The organism is Halomonas sp. PAMB 3264 (genome assembly GCF_031954245.1).
Lineage (GTDB): Bacteria > Pseudomonadota > Gammaproteobacteria > Pseudomonadales > Halomonadaceae > Vreelandella.
This window is the reverse complement of record NZ_CP134866.1, coordinates 3,076,597-3,095,037: the sequence shown is the minus strand read 5'-3', so window position 1 is coordinate 3,095,037 and position 18,441 is coordinate 3,076,597. Positions and strand designations below refer to the sequence as shown.

Below are 18,441 nucleotides of genomic sequence, written 5' to 3'. Positions count from 1 at the left end.
AGCGAGTGAGGTTCACGATGAAACAAGGTATTCACCCGAATTACAACACGGTCACCGCGACGTGTTCTTGTGGCAACGCCTTCCAGGTGGGTTCGACTTCTGGTCAGGACTTCTCTCTGGACGTGTGCTCCAACTGCCACCCGTTCTACACGGGCAAGCAGAAGCAAGCGACCACCGGTGGCCGCGTAGAGCGCTTCAACAAGCGCTTCGGCGCTGCCATGAAGCGCGGCTAAAACGCCCGCTTGCCGGCACTCACGTGCCGGGTGCCAAAGACCCACGCTTCGGCGTGGGTTTTTTTATGCCCACGTACTCGTGCCCACGAGCTTGTGCCTACGAACTGATGTCTGCGAGATAATGAAAAATTTTTCCATAAATGCTGCGGCGCATCAATAAGTAAAGCGTTATGGCTCACGCTCTTCGTTATAAGTTCTACCAAATAGAGCTTAAAAGTTTCCATAGTTAGTCAACGTGTAGCCAAATGTCGAAATCAAGAGTCGAGTTGACGGCGCTTGAGGGTCTTCGGCTTTTTCTATACTCTTGAAGCACTTTTCAACTTTAGGATAACGGATTTGACCATGACAGACGCGAACCGGCAGGCAGCGCTCGACTATCACGCCAACCCCATTCCAGGAAAGCTATCGGTCGAGTTAACCAAGTCCACCGCCACCGCTCGTGATCTGTCGCTGGCTTACAGCCCGGGCGTGGCGGAGCCGGTACGCGAAATCGCCGCCGATGCGGAAAACGCCTACCGCTACACCGGCAAGGGCAATCTGGTCGCCGTCATTTCCGACGGCAGCGCCATTCTGGGCCTGGGCAACCTGGGGCCGCTGGCCAGCAAACCGGTCATGGAAGGCAAGGGGGTGCTGTTCAAGTGCTTCGCCGGCATCAACTCAGTGGACATCGAGGTCGACGCCGAGAATCCGCAGGCGTTCATCGACACCGTGGCGCGCATCGCTGATACCTGGGGCGGCATCAACCTGGAGGACATCAAGGCACCGGAGTGTTTCGAGATCGAAAAGGCGCTGATCGAGCGCTGTTCGATTCCGGTCTTCCACGACGATCAGCACGGCACGGCGATCGTCACCGCCGCGGGCATGCTCAACGCTCTGGAGATCGCCGGCAAGCGCATCGAGGACGTCAACATCGTCTGCATGGGCGCAGGGGCCGCGGCGATCGCCTGCATGCGTCTTCTGATCAGCTGCGGCGCCAGCGCCGAGAATCTGGTGATGCTCGACCGGCGCGGCGTGATTCATAGTGGGCGCGAAAACATCAACGAGTACAAGGCGGAATTCGCTCGCGACACCGAGATGCGCACCCTCGATGACGCCATCGACGGCGCCGACGTCTTCATCGGCCTCTCTGGCCCCGGCCTTTTGAGCGCCGAGCAGGTCAAGAAGATGGCCGCCGATCCGGTCATCTTTGCCTGCACCAACCCGGACCCGGAGATCCACCCGGACGTCGCCCGCGAGGCGCGCCCGGACGTGATCATGGCCACCGGCCGCTCGGATTTCCCCAATCAGGTTAACAATGTATTGGGCTTTCCGTTCATCTTCCGCGGGGCTTTGGACGTGCGCGCCACGCGCATCAACGAGGCGATGAAGCTCGCTGCGGTGCATGCGCTGAAGGATTTGGCCCGCGAGCCGGTGCCGGAAGAGGTGCTCAACGCCTACGAGCGCACCGAGATGAGCTTCGGACGCGAGTACATCATCCCTACACCGGTGGATGTGCGCCTTCTAGAGCGCGTCTCCGCCGCCGTCGCTCGGGCCGCCGTGGATTCGGGGGTGGCGCGCAAGCCGTATCCGGCGCACTATCCGCTGAAAACGATCAATAACGTGTACGGCGGCTAGAAAAGCTTTCGAACAGATCGACAAAGCCCGTCATTGACGGGCTTTTTTTGATTGAAGGGCTGTGGAGCCCCTCCAATATACTTGCGCCCAGAAGCAAACCTGAGCGGGGGTCTTTCGCCATTGCCGAAGATTGCTCCTGCATATTCGGCATTCCCGCCATCCATGGCGGTCAGATGGCGAAAGTAGCCTACAAGGACGTATTCATGGCGCCCCCGCGCAGGGTTGCTTCTGGGCCCACCAACCGCGATCCTTTTCAACGAATCAGGCCTGGGGATAGCGCGTCAGCCCTTCCTGGGCGGTGGAGGCAACGAGCCGCCCCTGGCGGTCGAAAATGCTGCCGCGGGCAAGCCCTCGGGCGCTGCCGGCCCAAGGCGAGTCGATGGAGTAGAAGAGCCACTCGTCGACGCGGGTGTCCTGGTGCAGCCACAGCGCGTGATCGAGGCTTGCGATACGAAGCTTCGGGTCGCCGAACTCGACCCCGTGGGGAATCAGCCCGGTGGTCAAGAGGTTGAAGTCCGACGAGTAGGAGAGCAGGTGGCGGTGAAGCGCCGGGTCCTCGGGAAGCTTTCCCTTGATGCGAAACCAGAGCCCACGCCCGGCCGGCGCCGCCGGGCTCGGGTTGTGGTCGAGGTGCAGAAACTCGATCGGGTGGCCGGGGAAGCGCTCGTGCTTGACGTTGCCCTCTTCGATCAGCGTTTCCGGGGCCGGCACGTCGGGCATGGTGAGCTGGTGGGTAAACCCCGCTTCCGGGCTCTGAAACGAGGCGCTGCAGAAAAAGATCGGCCGGCCCTTCTGGATCGCGGTGACGCGGCGAGTCGTGAAGCTGCCGCCGTCGCGCACGTTGTCCACCTGATAGACCACCGGGCGGTGCGGGTCGCCCGGGCGCAGAAAGTAGCCGTGCTGGGAGTGGGGCAGGCGCTCGGGCTCCACGGTGCGAGACGCCGCCGCCAGCGCCTGGCCGAGCACCTGGCCGCCGTAGAGCTGGGGGAAGCCCAGGTCCTGGCTCTGGCCGCGAAACAGCGTCTCCTCCAGGGGCTCGAGATCCAGCAGATTCAGTAGCGTCTTCAGCGCGTCGTTCATTCTCGGTATCCTATGGCGTTTAGCCGCTTTCTCGATCGACTGGCTACCTTAGCGGAGTTCGCCCCGATGCGCAGCGACGAATTTTACATGTACCGGGCGTTGGATCAGGCGCACCGGGCGGCCGCCGCCGGCGAGGTGCCGGTAGGCGCGGTGGTGGTCGACCCACAAGGCGAGATCATCGGGGCCGCCCACAACGCCCCGGTCGAAAGCCGTGACCCCAGCGCCCACGCGGAAATTCGCGCGCTGCGCGCGGCAGGCGAGGCGCTTGGTAACTATCGCCTTGACGGCTGCACCCTGTATGTCACATTGGAGCCCTGTATGATGTGCGCCGGCGCCATGGTCCACGCGCGCATCCAAAGGCTGGTCTACGCCGCCGCCGAGCCGCGCACCGGCATGGTCGAATCGAAGGCCAACCTGCTCGCTCAGCCCTGGTTCAATCACCGCGTCGAGGTCGAGGCGGGCGTATTGGCCGGCGCTTCGAAAAAGCTCCTGAAGGCGTTCTTTGCAGAGCGCCGCTAACCCGCCCAAGGAGGCACGATGCACGTGCTGCTCAATACGCTGATCGTGGTGCTCACCGTCGCCTGCATGGAAGTGGTGGCCACACTCGCCCACAAGTACATCATGCACGGCTTTGGCTGGGGCTGGCACCGCTCGCACCACGAGCCGCGCACTGGCTGGTTCGAGCGCAACGACCTTTACGCGGTCGTCTTCGCGCTACTCGCCATCGTGCTGATCGCCTACGGCACCGCCGGCGCGTGGCCGCTGCAGTGGATCGGTGCCGGCATGACCGCCTACGGGGTGATCTACTTCGTGCTTCACGACGGCCTCGTGCACAAGCGCTGGCCGTTCAGCCTGATTCCCCGGCGCGGCTACATGAAGCGTCTTTACAAGGCTCATCGGCTGCATCACGCGGTGAAGGGCCGCCACGGTGGCGTGTCGTTTGGCTTCATCTACGCCCCGCCGGTGGAGACGCTCGAGGCCACGCTGCGACGCCGTAAGGCCGCTAGCGCGGGCGCTGCCAAAGGCTCATCGAGCGAGGCGTCGAACTCCGCCGAGCGCGAGAACCCAGCGCGCTAGCCCCGCCGGCCAGCAAAAGCGCGACTTTTTCACTTCGCCCGGTACTTTGACGCCCATTCCAGGCGAGTTTGCCCGCGCGAGTCACCTTCACACCGATTTTGCGATACACCCCGAGCGCGGTGGCGATCGCCCAGGCCGAGCGCAGCGGCAGCCGCTCGATGCCGATGCGCGCCGAGGCGTAGTAGGGCTCCGCCGCCGCGATCAAACGTGCCGAGACGCGCGCAAGCGCCTCGCGCTGGCTCGGGTCGAGAATGTCCGCAACGCTCAAGCCCTCCTCTCGCAGCCACTCCCCGGGCACATAGCAGCGCCCCGCCTCAGCGTCCTCGACGATATCGCGGGCGATATTGGTCAGCTGAAAGCCGAGTCCCAAATCGCAGGCGCGATCGAGTACCGCCTCGTCGCGCACGCCCATCACGCGGGCCATCATCAGCCCGACCACGCCGGCCACGTGGTAGCAGTAGCGCAGCGTGTCATCCAGGGTTTCATAACGCTCGTCGCGCACGTCCATGGCGTAGCCTTCCAGGTGATCGAAGGCCTGGGAGGGCGGAATGTCGTGGGTCAGCGCCACTTCCTGGAAGGCGGCGAAAGCAGGATCCTTCATCGGCTCGCCTTTGAAGGCGCGCGCGGTCTGGGCCTTGAGCTCGGCCAAGCGCGCCTCGCTCTGCGCTTTTTGCTCGCCTTCCGAGGGCGCGTTGTAAAAGCCCAGGGTCTGGTCGTCGATCACGTCGTCACAGTGGCGACACCAGGCGTAGAGCATCAGCGCGGCGCGGCGGGTGGCGGGGTCGAACAGTTTCGAGGCGCTGGCGAAGCTCTTCGAGCCCGCCGCCATGGTCACGGTAGCGTGATCGAGCAGCGCCTCGCTCATGCGTTTTCCTTCTCTGACGTTAGCCGCTCCACCATCAGCCCGGCGGTCGCCTTGGCGGAGCCGATCACCCCGGGAATGCCCGCGCCCGGGTGGGTGCCGGCGCCGACCAGATACAGGTTGTCGATCTGGCTGTCCAGGTTGTGCGGGCGAAACCAGGCGCTCTGGGTCAGAATCGGCTCGATCGAGAACGCCGAGCCCTGGTGGGCGCCGAGCGTATCGCGAAAATCGAACGGCGTGAACGTGCGGTGGGTGACGAGCTGGCTTCTCAAGCCCGGCATGTAGTGCTTCTCCAGATAGTCGAAGATGCGCTCGCGCAGCTTCGGCCCTTCGACGTCCCAGTCGAGCGCGGCGGTGCCCAGATGTGGCACCGGCGCCAGCACGTAGTAGCTGCCGCAGCCGTCGGGGGCAAGCGAGGGGTCGGTGACACACGGTGCGTGCAGGTAGAGCGAGAAATCCTCGGCCAGCTCATCGCTGTTGAAGATTTCATCGATCAGCTCGCGATAGCGCGGCCCGAAGCAGACCGTGTGGTGGGCGAGCTGAGTGTGGTTGTGATCGAGGCCAAAGTAGAGCACGAACAGCGAGTTGCTCATGCGCTTGCCCTTGAGCTTTTTGGCTCGCTTCGCCCCCACCGGGTGGTGGCCGAGGAGTTTTTCGTAGGTGTGCACTACGTCGGCATTCGACGCCACGGCCCGCGCCGGGATTTCGCGGCCATCGGCAAGCGTCACGCCGCGGGCGCGGTTGCCCTGCATCTCGATACGCTCGACCTTGGCGTTGACCAGTATCTCGCCGCCGAGGTCCTCGAACAGCTTCGCCATGCCCTTGACCAGCGCGCCGGTGCCGCCACGGGGAAACCACACGCCCCATTTGCGCTCCAGCGCGTGGATCAGCGTGTAGATCGACGAGGTGGCAAACGGGTTGCCGCCGACCAGCAGCGAGTGAAACGAGAACGCCTGGCGCAGGTGCTCGTCCTCGATGTACTGCGATACCTTGGCGTAAACGCTCTTCCAGGCCTGCAGTTTGGCAAGCTGGGGGGCGGCGCGCAGCATGTCGCGAAAGCTCAAAAACGGCACCGTGCCGAGCTTGACGTAGCCCTCGTCGAACACCGCCTTCGAGTAGTCGAGAAAGCGGTGGTAGCCCTCGACGTCTTTTGGGTTGAAGTGATTGATCTGGCGCTCGAGGCTTGCCTGGTCGTTGTCGTAATCGAACACCTCGCCGGACTCCCAGCAAAGCCGGTAGAACGGCGTGACGGGTAAGAGCTCGACGTACTCGTCGATCGATTTACCGGCAAGCGTGAAAAGCTCCTCGAGGGCGCTCGGGTCGGTGATCACCGTGGGGCCGGCGTCAAACACGAAGCCTTCGTCTTCGTACACGTAGGCCCGCCCGCCGGGCTTGTCGCGGCTTTCCAGAAGCAGCGTCGGAATGCCCGCGGCCTGGAGGCGAATGGCCAGCGCCAGGCCGCCAAAGCCCGCGCCAATTACGATCGTTTTACTCATCTTTAAAAGCTCGCAGCCGAGGGGTTTGTTTAAGCACGGCCGGGATGGCCTCGCGCACCGGCACCGGGGGCTTGCCGGAGACGATGCGCACCTTGTCCAAAAGCGTGGGCCGACCGGCGTAGAAGCGCTCGATCAAACCGTCGTTCAGCGTGTAGAAGCGCTGCATGACTTGCCAGCGCCGGCCCGGTTGGCCTGCCAGAAACAGCATGCGGTTGAGCATGCGAAAAAACCGCTGCTGTCGCCAGCGCCGCCTCGCGAAATCTTCGATCAGCTCGAACAGCGACGCGGCGTCGAAATGCGTCTGCGCGGCGATCTCGTCTGCCAGCGCCACCGCGTGGGGCAGCGAGTAGCCGGTGGTGGCGTGAAAGAGCCCGGCGCGCAGCCCGCTTCTCGGCTGGTTCTGGGCTGCCAGCCAGAAGGCGTCGATATCGCCGTCCAGGGTGATCGGCAGATGGCCGTGCTCTTCGCGCTCCAGCGTTTCGAGCGCCCAGCCCTGACGCTCGGCGTAGGCGGCAAGGTTGTCGCGGGCCAGCGCCGGGTCCAAATCCGCCGCGTCGACGTAGTGGGTGTCCTCGATCAGAAGCGTCCGGTCATCGAGCGGCAGGCTGTAGACGAAGCGGTAGCCGCCCTGTTGATCAACGGTGGCGTCCATCATGATCGGCCGGGTCAGCCCGTGGGGCGTTTTGATCCGCCACTGCTGGCCCAGAAACGACTGATAGCCGATGGTCAGGTGCGGCGACGCTTGTGGGCCGCGCCCGTCGATCACCGCGGCCGCTGTGAGCGCCGTGCCGTCTTCGAGCGTCACGCCGGTCGGGGTGACGGTGGCCACGCGGGTATCGGTCAAAAGCCGCTCGCCGAGATCATCCTCGAGCACCTTCGCAAAGCGCTCGGCGGTCACGCTCAGGTAGTCGCTTTTTAGATGCCGGCTGAACGCGGGAAAGCGCACCTCGTAGCCGGGCCAGCGATGCGCCACGAATGGCTCAATCCAGGCGTGCTGCTCAGAACTCAAATCGTGCTGGTGAAACGACCAGGTGTGGTTGCCGCCGGGGCGGGAGCCGGATTCGATCACCAGCACGTCGAGGTTCGGGTGGCGCTTGCCAAGCCGCCAGGCGATCAGGGCGTTGGCAAGCCCCGCGCCGACGAGAATGAGATCATACGACTGCTTCATGGGCGCTCTCCGTGTAAACCGGGCGGTGCGTGGTCAGCGCCTGCTCGGCGATGGCGGCGGCTTTGTCAGCCCCGCCGGCGGCGCGAAGCGGCGCCTGAAGCGCGGTGAGCCGTTCACGATAATCAAACGCGTCGAGCCGGGCGAGCTTTTGCGCCAGCGTGGCCGGGCGCGAGAAGTTGAAGGCGCGCTCGCCAAGGCCGTGATACAGCACCCGCGCCGCCACGCCTGGCTGGTCGAAGGCCAGCGGCACGACCAGCATCGGCGTGGTGGTGTCGATGGCATCGACCACGGTGTTGAGCCCGCCGTGGGTGATGACCGCCTCACTGCGGGCAAGCGCTTCGCGCTGGTCGACGAAACCGACCGCCGCGGTGGCCCCAGCGCGCACAAGCGCCGCTTCCTGCGCGTCATTCAGCTTGCCACAGTGAGCGATCAACAGCGCCTTGCCCTGACGGCGGCACGCGCGGGCGATCTTCTTGAACAGTCCAAAGCGGTGGCCCTGCAGCGTGCCGAGCGAGGCGAACACGAAGCGCTTTGGAAGCGCCAGCGCCTCCAGGGGTTGGTGGCGGGCGCCGGCGTTTGGCAGGCGCAGCGGGCCGACGGCGTGGAAGGTGTCGGGAAGCGCGGTACGGGGGAAATCGAAGGCGAGCGGCGTCTGGCTGATCTGGGCAAGCGGTGACAGGCACTCGTGAAGCCCGCGGCGCGGCGACAGCCCGAAGGCGTGGGCGTGGCGCTCGACGACCTTCGCGTGGCGGCCCATCATTTGATCATAAATGCGCTCGCTGGTGGCGTACATGCCGCGGGCTCGCTCAGACTCGGCCAGGCGAAACGGCATCACCGGCAGCGGAAGGCCCGCCTCGCGGTTGACCGGCAGCGCGCAGGCCACCGACACGAACGGCAAACCGAGCCCCTCGGCGACCAGGGCGCCGGCGGACTCCATCTGATCGGCGATCACGCCGTCGATGCCGAGCGTCTCAAAGGCGCCTGGAAGCTCGCGGCAGAGCATGTCGGTGGTCTCGGCCAAATCGCGAATCATGGCGAAGAGCCCGGCGCCGGAAGGGCTTGCCAGCCGGTCGAGCGTGCGCGTCATGCGCCCTTCAGGGTGACTTTGTTGGCCGACCGCGAAAAAGCCGATGCCCGGCTCGCTGACCAGCGGCCGAGCGTCGGCCTGATGAACGAACGTGACCCGGTGGCCGCGGGCGATCAGGCCGGCACCAAGCGCCTCAAGCGCCTTGACGTGGCTGTAAAGCGCCGGGGCCACGATGGCGAAGTGGCTCATGAGGGCGCTCCTTCTGGCCGGCTCAAGGCGCGCCGATCACGGCGAGCTGCTGGTGAAACCAGCCCTGCACGAAGGCGCGGGTGCGCCCGCCCGTGGGGCAGGCGGCGGCCAGGTGCGTGTCGGCGCGGGCCAAGTGAGCGTCCAGGCGCTCGCGCACGGCGCGCTCGCCAAGCGTTGCCACCAGCGTCGACTTGCCGATGTCCTGATGAAGATCCTTGCCGGTGCCCATCACACCGTCGGCCAAATCGTCGATCAATTGAAAGGCCTGACCGAGATCTTCGGCGAACAGCGCAAGCGCCTTTTGGGCGTGCTCGTCGGCGTTGGCCGCCAGGCCTGCCAGTGACAGCGTGGCGCTAAAGAGCTTGCTGGTCTTGAGGTCGTTGGTGGCGAGAATCGCATCGACGCTGCGCGCGCCGGCGCCTTCACTCAAATCCAGAAACTGCCCCTCGACCAGCCCCTGAAGGCCCACCGCGCGAGCAAGCGTCGAGACTGCCGTCGCGCGGCGTTCGCTTTCAAGCCCGGGCGCCTCGGCGGCGATGGCGTAGGCGTGGCTCAACAGCGCCACCGCCGCCAGAATGGCGACGCTTTCACCGAACTGGCGATGAATGGTGGGGCGGCCGCGGCGAAGCTCGGCGTTATCCATGCAGGGAATGTCGTCGAGAATCAGGGACGCCGCGTGGATCATCTCCACCGCGCAGGCGAGATCGAGCAGGCCGTCGGTGTCGGCGTCGGCCGTCAGGTCCTGGGCGGTCAGCAGCAGCAGCAGCGGGCGAATCCGCTTGCCCGGGGCCAGGGTGGCCTCGCGCATCGCGCGGGCGACCCGCTCGCTCTCGGGGGCCGCCGGCAGGCGCTCGTCGAGTCGCCGCTCCAGGGCCGCGCGTAGCGCCTCGATCGGGTCTCGGTGGCTTGTCAGTTGGTCGGCGTCGGCATTCATCAAAGCGGTCCCTGGCGTTTCGTTGTTCGTGGCCATCGTTTTATATCAAGCGGCGAGCACGCAGCGCCGTGCTCGCCAAGGCCTGCGCTCATCGAAGGCCATCATGAAAAAGGTTTTAACATCAACGGACAGTGCTTGAAAGTCACTGTCCGTTCTGGCCGAGCACATGGGCGTCGAATCTGCCCGGCTCGGGCTCGCTTGATTCGAGCATCGCGTGGAGAAGGTCCATGACGTGGTTGACCTCATAGAGCGTCAGCGGCCCGTCCTTGGCAAAACGCACGCGCCCGGCGGCGTCGTGGACGATGACCGCCGAGCCGCCCCGCTCGAGATTCCAGGCGCTCTGTACCGCGCTCTGGTCGTCCACCACGAACTGCACCTCGGGGACGTCGCGCTTGCTGCCCTCGACGCTTTTGCGCACGAACATCGCGCTCCCGAAGACCGCGTCGTCGGTGTTGACGATGGTGGTGGTCTGAAAGCGCTCGTCGGGAAACCGGGCGGCCTCGATCGCCTCGATGATCGGCGCGTTCAGGTCCTTGGCCGAGAGCCTGCCGGCGACGTGCAGCACCACGCCGACGCTGCCGGCCAGCTCGGCGCTGCTCCAGGGCCGGTATCGAAGCGCGCCCTCGTCGAGCACCACTTCCCCACGATCCGCCACGCGCACCGGCGCCGGCGGCTCGCCGGTCTCGAAGGCGAAGGCGGGGGTGAGCGCTGTCGCGACCCAGAGCGCGGCGGCGCTCACGCCGGCCGCGGTTGAGGTGAAGCGGTTTCGCATGGTGCTCTCCCTGGGGCAAGCGGCCCCGGTGCGGGTGGTCGGTGTTGTCAAGGCGACGCACCGGTCTGGGCAAGGCCGGTCTGGCCGAGCTGGAAAAACTGCTGGCGGCTGCGCTCGACGTAGCTCAGCATCTCGTAATAGCGGCGAATGTTGCGCACGTAGATTACCGGCTCCCCGCCGCGGGCGAAGCCGTAGCGGGTCTGGCTGTGCCAGCGGCGCTGCTGTAAAAGCGGCAGCGCCTCGCGCACGTCTGCCCACAGGTTCGGGTCGCCGCCGCGCATTTGGGCGATGTCGCGGGCATCGAGCAGGTGCCCAAGCCCCACGTTGTAGGCGGCCATGGCCATGTAGAGGCGGTTGTCGCCGATAATCTCCTCGGGCAGGCGCTCCATGAGGCTTCTCAAATAGCGCGCACCGCCGTCGATGCTCTGCGCCGGGTCGCGCCGGTTTTGCACGCCCAGATCGCTGGCCGTGGGCAGGGTCAGCATCATCACCCCGCGCACGCCGGTGGGCGATACCGCGTCCGCGTCCCAGTGGGACTCCTGATAGCCCACCGCCGCCAACAGCTTCCAGTCAAAGCCGGTCTCCAGGGCGGCGCGTTTGAACAGCGGCGCGAACTCCGGCAGGCGCTGGTCCAGGTGGCTCAAAAAGGTTCGCGTGCCGACGTACTCCAGATAGTCGTCGTGGCCGAAGTAGCGGCTAATCAGGCGCTCGAGCGCGCCGTTTTCGCGCTGCTCGTCCAGAAAGCGGTCAGCGGCCTCCAGAAGTCCGAGCCCCTGGCCCGCGGGCAGCGCCCAAACGAGCGAGCGCGGCTCGCCCACGGCGAAGCCACGCTCGACGTTGGGGAAAAACAGGCGGTTGACGCGAAACTGGTGATCGAAAATCACCGCAGCGTCGAGCTCCTCGTTTTCGACCATCGCCAAAAGCTCGGCGATTTCGCTGCCCTCCAGGGCCTGCCACTCGAGCTCGGGAAGCGTGTCCTTGAGCGATTCGAGCATCTGCTCGGTGCCCGAGGCGCTGAGTGTGCCCACCGTGAGCCCTTCCAGGTCGGCGGGGCCGTTGATGGCGTAGAGCCCGCGGCGATACACCACCAGCGGCTGCATGTCGATGATCGGCCGTGTGTAGTGAAGCCCCGGCGTATTGGGGGAAAGCGGCAGGGCGGCGGCGCCGATATCGCCCTGGCTGCGCACCGCGTCGAGCACCTCGTCTGGTGAGTGGCGCGCGTCGAGATTCAAGCTCACGCCCAGGTACTCGGCAAATCGGTGAAGAAGCTCGTACTCGAAGCCGGTCGGCCCCTGGCGGCCCTCGAAGTAGGTCGTGGGCGTGGTACGGGTGTGTGCGGTGATGAAGTCCTTTTCCAGTACGCGGTCCAGGTGCTCGTGCGGCGTTTTGCCGGCGCCGGCGGGGACCAGCGTCAGCCAGACAATGCTGATGACGGCCCAATAAAGGCGGTAGTGGGCGAGAAAATGTCGGCAGTACAGTGTCGGCATGGCGCGGGGTCGGTGTAAAACAGGCAGTCACCATACCCAGCCCGATAGACGCTGTCACCTTGTCGATTTCGTATCAAAGCCGCTTTCCAGTATCATGTGCGCCTGTCGCACTGCGGCTTGGTGATTTCCCGCTCGAACTCTCTTAGCTTTAGAGGCCCCCAGATATGCTCGAACTGCGAGGCGCGCCCGCCCTTTCTGCCTTCCGTCATGACCGGCTTTTAAAAGCGCTGCGTGAACGCGTTCCCGAAGTGACGGCGCTGGACGCCCACTACGTTCATTTCATCGACTGTGCGGTAGCACTCGACGATACCGCCCGCAGTCGGCTGACCGAGCTTCTGGAGTACGGCAGTTTCACCGCTCAGGAAGCGATCGATAACCCGACCCGCCTGTGGGTGGTGCCGCGTTTGGGCACCCAGTCGCCGTGGTCGACCAAGGCGACCGATATCGCCCATAACTGCGGGCTTGGCGACGTGCGCCGCATCGAGCGCGGCATCGAGTACCAGGTCGGAGGCGAGCGGCTCGACGAGCAGCAGCGGGAAATCATCGCCGCCGAGCTTCACGACCGGATGACCGAAACCGTGCTGTGGGACGACGCCGAGGCGGAAAAGCTTTTCACCCGGCTCGAGCCGGCGCCGCTGGGATCGGTCGATATCCAGCAGGGCGGGCGCGAGGCGCTGGCGGTGGCCAACGACGAGCTCGGGCTGGCGCTGACCGACGACGAAATCGACTACCTGGTCGACGCCTTCGGTGAGCTGGGTCGCAACCCGAGCGACGTCGAGCTGATGATGTTCGCCCAAGCGAACTCCGAGCACTGCCGCCACAAGATCTTCAACGCCGACTGGGTGGTCGATGGCAAGCCCACGCCCCAGTCGCTGTTCAAGATGATCAAGAACACCTTCGCAAGCTCCCCGGACAACGTGCTCTCGGCCTACAGCGACAACGCCGCGGTGATCAAGGGCAGCCAGGCCGGGCGCTTTTTCCCGACGCCTTTGACCGGCGCTGCCGGCGAGCGCGCGCTGTACGGCGCCCATCAGGAGCCGATCCACATTCTGATGAAGGTGGAGACCCATAACCACCCGACGGCGATCGCGCCGTTTCCCGGGGCGGCTACCGGCTCCGGCGGCGAAATTCGCGACGAAGGCGCGACCGGCATCGGCGGCAAGCCCAAGGCGGGCTTGGCCGGCTTCACCGTGTCGAACCTGCGTATTCCCGAGTTCGTCCAGCCCTGGGAGGCGTTCGATTACGGCAAGCCCGAGCGCATGCAGTCGGCGCTTCAAATCATGCTCGACGGCCCGATTGGTGGGGCGGCGTTCAACAACGAGTTCGGCCGCCCGAACCTGACCGGCTACTTCCGCACCTACGAGCAGGATGTGCTTAGCGGTGATGACATCAAGCGCCGGGGCTTTCACAAGCCGATCATGATCGCCGGCGGTTACGGCAACATCCGCGCCCAGCACGTGCAGAAGGGCGATATCCCCATCGGCGGCAAGCTGATCGTGATGGGCGGGCCGGCGATGCTGATCGGTCTTGGCGGCGGCGCGGCGTCGAGCGTGACCTCCGGCACCTCGAGTGCGGATCTCGACTTTGCCTCGGTGCAGCGCGAAAACCCGGAAATGGAGCGCCGCGCTCAGGAAGTGATCGACCGCTGCTGGGCGATGGGCGACAAGAACCCGATTCGCTTCATCCACGACGTGGGCGCCGGCGGGCTCTCCAATGCGCTGCCGGAGCTGGTCAAGGACGGCAACCGCGGCGGGCTTTTCGACCTGCGCGCGGTGCCCAACGCCGAGCCCGGCATGAGCCCGCTCGAGATCTGGTGCAACGAAGCCCAGGAGCGCTACGTGCTGGCCGTCGCCCCGGAAGACCTCGACACCTTTGACGCCTTCTGCAAGCGCGAGCGCTGCCCTTACGCGGTGGTCGGCGAGGCGCTCGAGGAGCACCATCTGGAAGTGCGCGACGGCCACTTCGAGAGCAAGCCCGTCAATCTGCCGATGAGCGTACTGTTCGGCAAGGCGCCGAAGATGGAGCGCGCGTTCACCCGCGAGCACCCGGAACTTTCCGGGGTAATGCTCGACAACCTGGATCTGCGCGAGGCGCTGGATCGCGTGCTGCGCCTGCCGGCGGTGGCGTCGAAAAGCTTCTTGATCACCATCGGCGATCGCTCGATCACAGGCCAGGTCGCCCGCGATCAGATGGTCGGCCCCTGGCAGGTGCCGGTGGCAGACGTCGCCGTCACTACGGCCAGTTTCGATACCCACGCCGGTGAAGCGATGGCGATGGGCGAGCGTCCGCCGGTGGCGCTGATCGACCCGGCGGCCAGCGCCCGTTTGGCCGTGGCCGAGACGATCACCAACCTGGCCGCTGCGCCGATCGCCAAGCTCTCCGACATCAAGCTCTCCGCCAACTGGATGAGCGCGGCGGATCGCCCAGGCGAAAACCAGGCGCTGTATGACGCGGTCTACGCCGTCGGCATGGAGCTCTGCCCGGCGCTCGGTATCGCCGTGCCGGTGGGCAAGGACTCGATGTCGATGCACACCGCCTGGCAGGGCGAAAACGCCAAAGGCGAGGAAGAAGAGAAGAGCATCACCTCGCCGCTGTCGCTGATCGCCACCGGCTTTGCCCCGGTGACCGATGCGCTCGCCACCCTCACGCCGCAGATCAACATGGAGCAGGAGGAGTCGGATCTGATCCTGATCGATCTGGGCGGCGGCAAGAATCGCCTGGGCGGCTCGGCGCTGGGCCAGGTGTACGGCCAGCTCGGCGACGAGTGCCCGGACGTCGACGACCCGGAGGACATCAAGGCGTTCTTCGAGGTGATCCAGGGGCTCAACCGTGACGGCAAACTGCTGGCCTACCACGACCGCAGCGATGGCGGGGTGCTGGTTACGCTGCTCGAGATGGCCTTCGCCGCCCACGCGGGCCTGGAGATCAAGCTCGACTGGCTGATCGACGAGCCGGTCGAGGCGTTCAGCGCGCTGTTCTCGGAGGAGCTGGGGGCGGTGATCCAGGTCAACCGAGCGCACACCGAAGAGGTGCTGACCCAGTTCGCCGTGGCCGGTCTCGAAACGTGTGGCGTGATCGCGCGCCCGCGCTACGACGACCAGGTGCGTGTGACGCTGTTCGAAGAGCCGCTACTGGAAACCACGCGCCAGCTGACCCAGCGCACCTGGTCGGAGACCAGCTACCGGATGCAGGCGCTACGCGACAATCCGGAGTGTGCGAAGAACGAGTTCGACAACCTGATGGACCTGCGCGACCCGGGCCTTTCCGCGGCGCCGAGCTTCGAGGTCGACGAGGACGTGAGCGCCCCTTATGTCAACACCGCCAAGCCCGCGGTGGCGGTGCTGCGCGAGCAGGGCGTCAACGGCCAGGTCGAAATGGCCTGGGCGTTCGACAAGGCCAACTTCGAGGCCGTCGACGTGCACATGAGCGACATTCTCGAAGGGCGGGTGTCGCTCGATGAGTTCAAGGGGCTGGTCGCCTGCGGCGGCTTCTCCTACGGCGACGTGCTGGGTGCCGGCGGCGGCTGGGCGAAGTCGGTGCTGTTCAACGAGCGCGCCCGCGAGCAGTTCCAGGCGTTCTTCACCCGCGACGATACGTTCAGCCTGGGCGTGTGCAACGGCTGCCAGATGCTTTCGCAGCTGAAACCGTTGATTCCCGGTGCCGAAAACTGGCCGGAATTCCTGCGTAACGAGTCCGAGCAGTTCGAGGCGCGAGTGGCCATGGTGCGGGTCGAGAAGAGCCCGTCGATTCTGCTCTCCGGCATGGAGGGCTCGACGCTGCCCATTGCGGTTGCCCACGGCGAAGGCCGCGCGGCGTTTCGCGACAGCGCCCATCTGCGCCAGATGCAGTCATCCAGCCAGATCGCGCTTCGCTACATCGACAACTACGGCCAGGTCACCACGCGCTACCCGGCCAACCCCAACGGCTCGCCTTCGGGCATCACGGGGCTGACCACGCCGGATGGCCGCGTCACCATCATGATGCCTCACCCGGAGCGCGTCACCCGCGCGGTGACCAACTCCTGGCGGCCCAGTGAGTGGCGTGAGGACGGCGCGTGGCTGCGCCTGTTCAGAAACGCCCGCGTCTGGCTGGGCTGATGTCCGGCGTGCGCCCGGGGCCGCGCTAGGCGGCCCCAAAGGCGGGTGAAAAAAAGCGGTGGCAGGGAGTCTTTCCTGTCACCGCTTTCGCTTGGGGCACGCGTGCAAGAACGCTACAGAACGGCCTTTGCGTGTCACACGGGCTACTCCTGGGCGCGAAGTTCGGCTGGCTTCCGCCCGGAGGCCGTGGGCACTTCGAGGTCGCTCTCCAGCTCGCTCAGGGTTTTCTGGTAGCGCTCGACCAGCGCCTCGTAGCGGCCAAAGTCATGGCCGCAGTCCATACAGTAAACGTGAACCGAGTCGCGGCGGGTGGCGGGCAAACGCTTCAAGCGGCTACCGCAGCTGGGGCAATCGGCGCTAAAGTGATTGGTGGGCATATCGCACTCCTTAAACGTCCTGTGTTCCCGGATACTTAAAAAATGTTAAACCATCTCTCCCTGATCGTGTGATTCGCGTTTTTCCAAAAAGTTCAGTAGCAGGCTAACTAGTTGATGGATAACGATCCGGCAGGCGATTCCCCGGTAGACGGCGGTACCGCCTCACTCCCGCAGCTACGTGACTATCAGCGTCAGGCGGTGACGCGGGTCATCGAGCATTTTCGCGCCGGCAGCGACCCGGGCGTGGTGGTGCTGCCCACCGGCAGCGGCAAGTCGCTGGTGATCGCCGAGCTTGCGCGCCTGGCGCGTGGGCGGGTGCTGGTGCTGGCCCATGTGCGCGAGCTGGTCGAGCAGAACCACGCCAAGTACCAGGCCTACGGGCTCCAGGCGGATATCTTCAGTGCCGGGCTCAAGCGCAAGGAGGCGAGCCGCCAGGTGGTGTTCGGCTCCGTGCAGTCGGTGGTGAGAAACCTCGATGCCTTCGAGGATGACAACTTCACCCTGCTGGTGATCGACGAGTGCCACCGGGTGTCGCTGGAAAAGACCTCGAGCTATCGGCAGGTGATCGAGCATCTCCGGCGCCAGAACCCGTCGCTCAAGATTCTCGGGCTGACCGCCACCCCTTATCGGCTGGGGCAGGGGTTTATCTACCACCGCCACTACCACGGCATGGTGCGCGGCGACGCCGAGAGCTTTTTCACCGACTGCGTGTTCGAGCAGCCGCTGCGCCTGATGGTCAAAAAGGGCTATCTCACCCCGCCCGAGCGTCTCGATATGGCGGTTGCTGGCTACGATTTCTCGCGCCTGGTGCCGGCCCAGGGCGGCCAGTTCGCCGAGCGTGAGCTCAACGAGGTGGTGGCCAAAAGCCGCGCCACCCCTGGCATCGTCGAGCAGATCATCGAGCGCGCCCGCGAGCGCCAGGGGGTGATGATCTTCGCCGCCACCGTGGCCCACGCCGAAGAGATCATGGGGTATCTGCCCGAGGGTGAGGCGGCGCTAATCACCGGTGAAACGAAGGCACTCGAGCGCGAGCGGCTGATCGATGCGTTCAAGGCGCGCGCGCTCAAGTATCTGGTCAACGTCTCGGTGCTGACCACCGGCTTCGACGCTCCCCACGTCGACGTGATCGCGATTCTGCGCCCCACCGAGTCGGTGAGTCTCTACCAGCAGATCGTTGGCCGTGGGCTCAGGCTGTCGCCGGGCAAAACCGACTGCCTGGTACTCGACTACGCCGGCAATCCCTGGAATCTTTACGCCCCGGAGGTGGGCGAGCCGCGCCCGGACAGCGACGCCGAGCCGGTGCAGGTGGTGTGCCCGGCCTGTGAACACGCCAACCTGTTCTGGGGCAAGCGCGACGGCGAGTTTGTCATCGAGCACTTTGGGCGGCGCTGCCAGGGCCTGGTCGAAAATGAGGCCGGCAAGCGCGTGCAGTGTGATTTTCGCTTTCGCTTCAAGGTGTGCGATCAGTGCGGCGCCGAGAACGACATCGCCGCAAGGCGCTGCCACGGTTGCCAGACGCTGCTGGTCGACGCCGACGACAAGCTCAAGGACGCGCTGAAGCTGAAAGACGCGAAGGTACTGCGGGTCAGCGGCATGACGCTCGAGGCCACTATCAACGGCCGAGGGCTTCCCCGGCTCAAGATCACCTATTTCGACGAGGACGGGACGAGCTTGAGCGAGTGGTTCGCGCTGGAAACCGCCGCCCAGCGCCACGCCTTTTACCACGCTTTTCTGCATGACCACGCTCGCGCCCCGGGCGTCGAGTGGAAGCCCACGTCTGCCGAGGAGGTGGTCGCCGAGCGTCGTCGGCTGCGCCGTCCGGATTTCGTGGTAGGGCGCAAGGTGGGACGCCACTGGCAGCTGCGCGAGAAGCTCTTCGACTACCAGGGGCGCTACCGCAAGGCCTTCGATGCCGGCGGCGATGTCACCTAAGGCGTGCGCTGTTACACTGGCGCCTGATTGAACCAC

Annotated in this window: 15 protein-coding genes; 6 read left to right on the top strand and 9 right to left on the bottom strand. The window is 65.3% G+C overall.

The genetic code is table 11. The features are described from left to right. The first annotated feature begins 17 nt into the window (after positions 1-17). Both rpmE and RN347_RS13990 read left to right on the top strand, forming a co-directional pair. Positions 18-233, top strand: a complete 216-nt coding sequence (rpmE, locus tag RN347_RS13995) for a 50S ribosomal protein L31 (RefSeq protein ID WP_252106245.1) — start codon at positions 18-20, stop codon at positions 231-233. A gap of 342 nt (positions 234-575) precedes the next feature. Further along, positions 576-1,847 (top strand): malic enzyme-like NAD(P)-binding protein, encoded by a 1,272-nt coding sequence (locus RN347_RS13990; RefSeq protein WP_263586180.1) that lies wholly within the window; start codon positions 576-578, stop codon positions 1,845-1,847. Positions 1,848-2,108: 261 nt separating this feature from the next. Here the strand turns inward: RN347_RS13990 and RN347_RS13985 are convergent, their stop codons facing one another. Next, positions 2,109-2,927, bottom strand: coding sequence for an acyl-CoA thioesterase II (locus RN347_RS13985; RefSeq protein ID WP_263586181.1), 819 nt, complete (start codon positions 2,925-2,927; stop codon positions 2,109-2,111). Positions 2,928-2,993: 66 nt separating this feature from the next. Between RN347_RS13985 and tadA the strand changes: the two genes are divergently transcribed. Both tadA and RN347_RS13975 read left to right on the top strand, forming a co-directional pair. Continuing rightward, positions 2,994-3,446, top strand: coding sequence for a tRNA adenosine(34) deaminase TadA (gene tadA / locus RN347_RS13980; protein WP_263586182.1), 453 nt, complete (start codon positions 2,994-2,996; stop codon positions 3,444-3,446). Between the two features lie 18 nt (positions 3,447-3,464). After that, entirely contained in the window at positions 3,465-4,004 is a 540-nt protein-coding gene (locus tag RN347_RS13975) for a sterol desaturase family protein (RefSeq protein WP_311958631.1), read from the top strand. Here RN347_RS13975 and crtB read toward each other — a convergent pair. The 7 genes from crtB to mltF all read right to left on the bottom strand — a co-directional run bounded on the left by crtB (position 3,931) and on the right by mltF (position 11,999). Next, on the bottom strand, positions 3,931-4,869 hold the full coding sequence (crtB, locus tag RN347_RS13970) for a 15-cis-phytoene synthase CrtB (RefSeq protein WP_311958630.1): 939 nt from the start codon (positions 4,867-4,869) through the stop codon (positions 3,931-3,933). The genes RN347_RS13975 and crtB overlap by 74 nt on opposite strands. Then, on the bottom strand, positions 4,866-6,362 hold the full coding sequence (locus tag RN347_RS13965; protein WP_311958628.1) for a phytoene desaturase: 1,497 nt from the start codon (positions 6,360-6,362) through the stop codon (positions 4,866-4,868). The genes crtB and RN347_RS13965 overlap by 4 nt, the downstream gene beginning before the upstream one ends. Further along, a complete protein-coding gene (gene crtY, locus RN347_RS13960; RefSeq protein ID WP_311958627.1) occupies positions 6,355-7,530 on the bottom strand; it encodes a lycopene beta-cyclase CrtY in 1,176 nt (391 codons plus the stop codon). Before crtY ends, RN347_RS13965 begins: the two co-directional genes overlap by 8 nt. Beyond that, positions 7,514-8,806, bottom strand: coding sequence for a glycosyltransferase (locus RN347_RS13955; protein ID WP_311958626.1), 1,293 nt, complete (start codon positions 8,804-8,806; stop codon positions 7,514-7,516). Before RN347_RS13955 ends, crtY begins: the two co-directional genes overlap by 17 nt. A 22-nt stretch (positions 8,807-8,828) precedes the next feature. Beyond that, a complete protein-coding gene (locus tag RN347_RS13950; RefSeq protein WP_263586188.1) occupies positions 8,829-9,740 on the bottom strand; it encodes a polyprenyl synthetase family protein in 912 nt (303 codons plus the stop codon). Between the two features lie 142 nt (positions 9,741-9,882). Next, positions 9,883-10,512, bottom strand: coding sequence for a YtfJ family protein (locus RN347_RS13945; protein ID WP_311958625.1), 630 nt, complete (start codon positions 10,510-10,512; stop codon positions 9,883-9,885). Positions 10,513-10,559: 47 nt separating this feature from the next. Continuing rightward, positions 10,560-11,999 carry a membrane-bound lytic murein transglycosylase MltF gene (mltF, locus tag RN347_RS13940; RefSeq protein ID WP_311958624.1) on the bottom strand — a complete coding sequence of 480 codons (1,440 nt, stop codon included), beginning with the start codon at positions 11,997-11,999 and terminating at the stop codon, positions 10,560-10,562. Between the two features lie 164 nt (positions 12,000-12,163). On the opposite strand from mltF, the gene purL reads away from it, so the two are divergent. Further along, positions 12,164-16,096: a phosphoribosylformylglycinamidine synthase gene (purL, locus tag RN347_RS13935; RefSeq protein WP_311958623.1), complete on the top strand. Its 3,933-nt coding sequence runs from the start codon at positions 12,164-12,166 to the stop codon at positions 16,094-16,096. A gap of 143 nt (positions 16,097-16,239) precedes the next feature. On the opposite strand, the gene RN347_RS13930 is transcribed toward purL, so the two are convergent. Beyond that, positions 16,240-16,473: a zf-TFIIB domain-containing protein gene (locus RN347_RS13930; RefSeq protein WP_311958622.1), complete on the bottom strand. Its 234-nt coding sequence runs from the start codon at positions 16,471-16,473 to the stop codon at positions 16,240-16,242. 114 nt (positions 16,474-16,587) lie between these two features. Here RN347_RS13930 and RN347_RS13925 point away from each other — a divergent pair, with 114 nt between their 5' ends. Continuing rightward, positions 16,588-18,405 (top strand): DEAD/DEAH box helicase, encoded by a 1,818-nt coding sequence (locus tag RN347_RS13925; RefSeq protein WP_311958621.1) that lies wholly within the window; start codon positions 16,588-16,590, stop codon positions 18,403-18,405. Positions 18,406-18,441 lie beyond the last annotated feature (36 nt).

Excerpts from the sequence above, each read along its gene's own strand:
- RN347_RS13930 (WP_311958622.1), bottom strand. The coding sequence starts at position 16,473 with ATGCCCACCAATCACTTTAGCGCCGATTGCCCCAGCTGCGGTAGCCGC.
- crtB (WP_311958630.1), bottom strand. The coding sequence starts at position 4,869 with ATGAGCGAGGCGCTGCTCGATCACGCTACCGTGACCATGGCGGCGGGC.
- RN347_RS13975 (WP_311958631.1), top strand. The coding sequence starts at position 3,465 with ATGCACGTGCTGCTCAATACGCTGATCGTGGTGCTCACCGTCGCCTGC.
- tadA (WP_263586182.1), top strand. The coding sequence starts at position 2,994 with ATGCGCAGCGACGAATTTTACATGTACCGGGCGTTGGATCAGGCGCAC.
- RN347_RS13925 (WP_311958621.1), top strand. The coding sequence starts at position 16,588 with ATGGATAACGATCCGGCAGGCGATTCCCCGGTAGACGGCGGTACCGCC.
- RN347_RS13985 (WP_263586181.1), bottom strand. The coding sequence starts at position 2,927 with ATGAACGACGCGCTGAAGACGCTACTGAATCTGCTGGATCTCGAGCCC.
- RN347_RS13950 (WP_263586188.1), bottom strand. The coding sequence starts at position 9,740 with ATGAATGCCGACGCCGACCAACTGACAAGCCACCGAGACCCGATCGAG.
- RN347_RS13945 (WP_311958625.1), bottom strand. The coding sequence starts at position 10,512 with ATGCGAAACCGCTTCACCTCAACCGCGGCCGGCGTGAGCGCCGCCGCG.
- rpmE (WP_252106245.1), top strand. The coding sequence starts at position 18 with ATGAAACAAGGTATTCACCCGAATTACAACACGGTCACCGCGACGTGT.
- RN347_RS13955 (WP_311958626.1), bottom strand. The coding sequence starts at position 8,806 with ATGAGCCACTTCGCCATCGTGGCCCCGGCGCTTTACAGCCACGTCAAG.
- RN347_RS13990 (WP_263586180.1), top strand. The coding sequence starts at position 576 with ATGACAGACGCGAACCGGCAGGCAGCGCTCGACTATCACGCCAACCCC.
- mltF (WP_311958624.1), bottom strand. The coding sequence starts at position 11,999 with ATGCCGACACTGTACTGCCGACATTTTCTCGCCCACTACCGCCTTTAT.
- RN347_RS13965 (WP_311958628.1), bottom strand. The coding sequence starts at position 6,362 with ATGAGTAAAACGATCGTAATTGGCGCGGGCTTTGGCGGCCTGGCGCTG.
- crtY (WP_311958627.1), bottom strand. The coding sequence starts at position 7,530 with ATGAAGCAGTCGTATGATCTCATTCTCGTCGGCGCGGGGCTTGCCAAC.
- purL (WP_311958623.1), top strand. The coding sequence starts at position 12,164 with ATGCTCGAACTGCGAGGCGCGCCCGCCCTTTCTGCCTTCCGTCATGAC.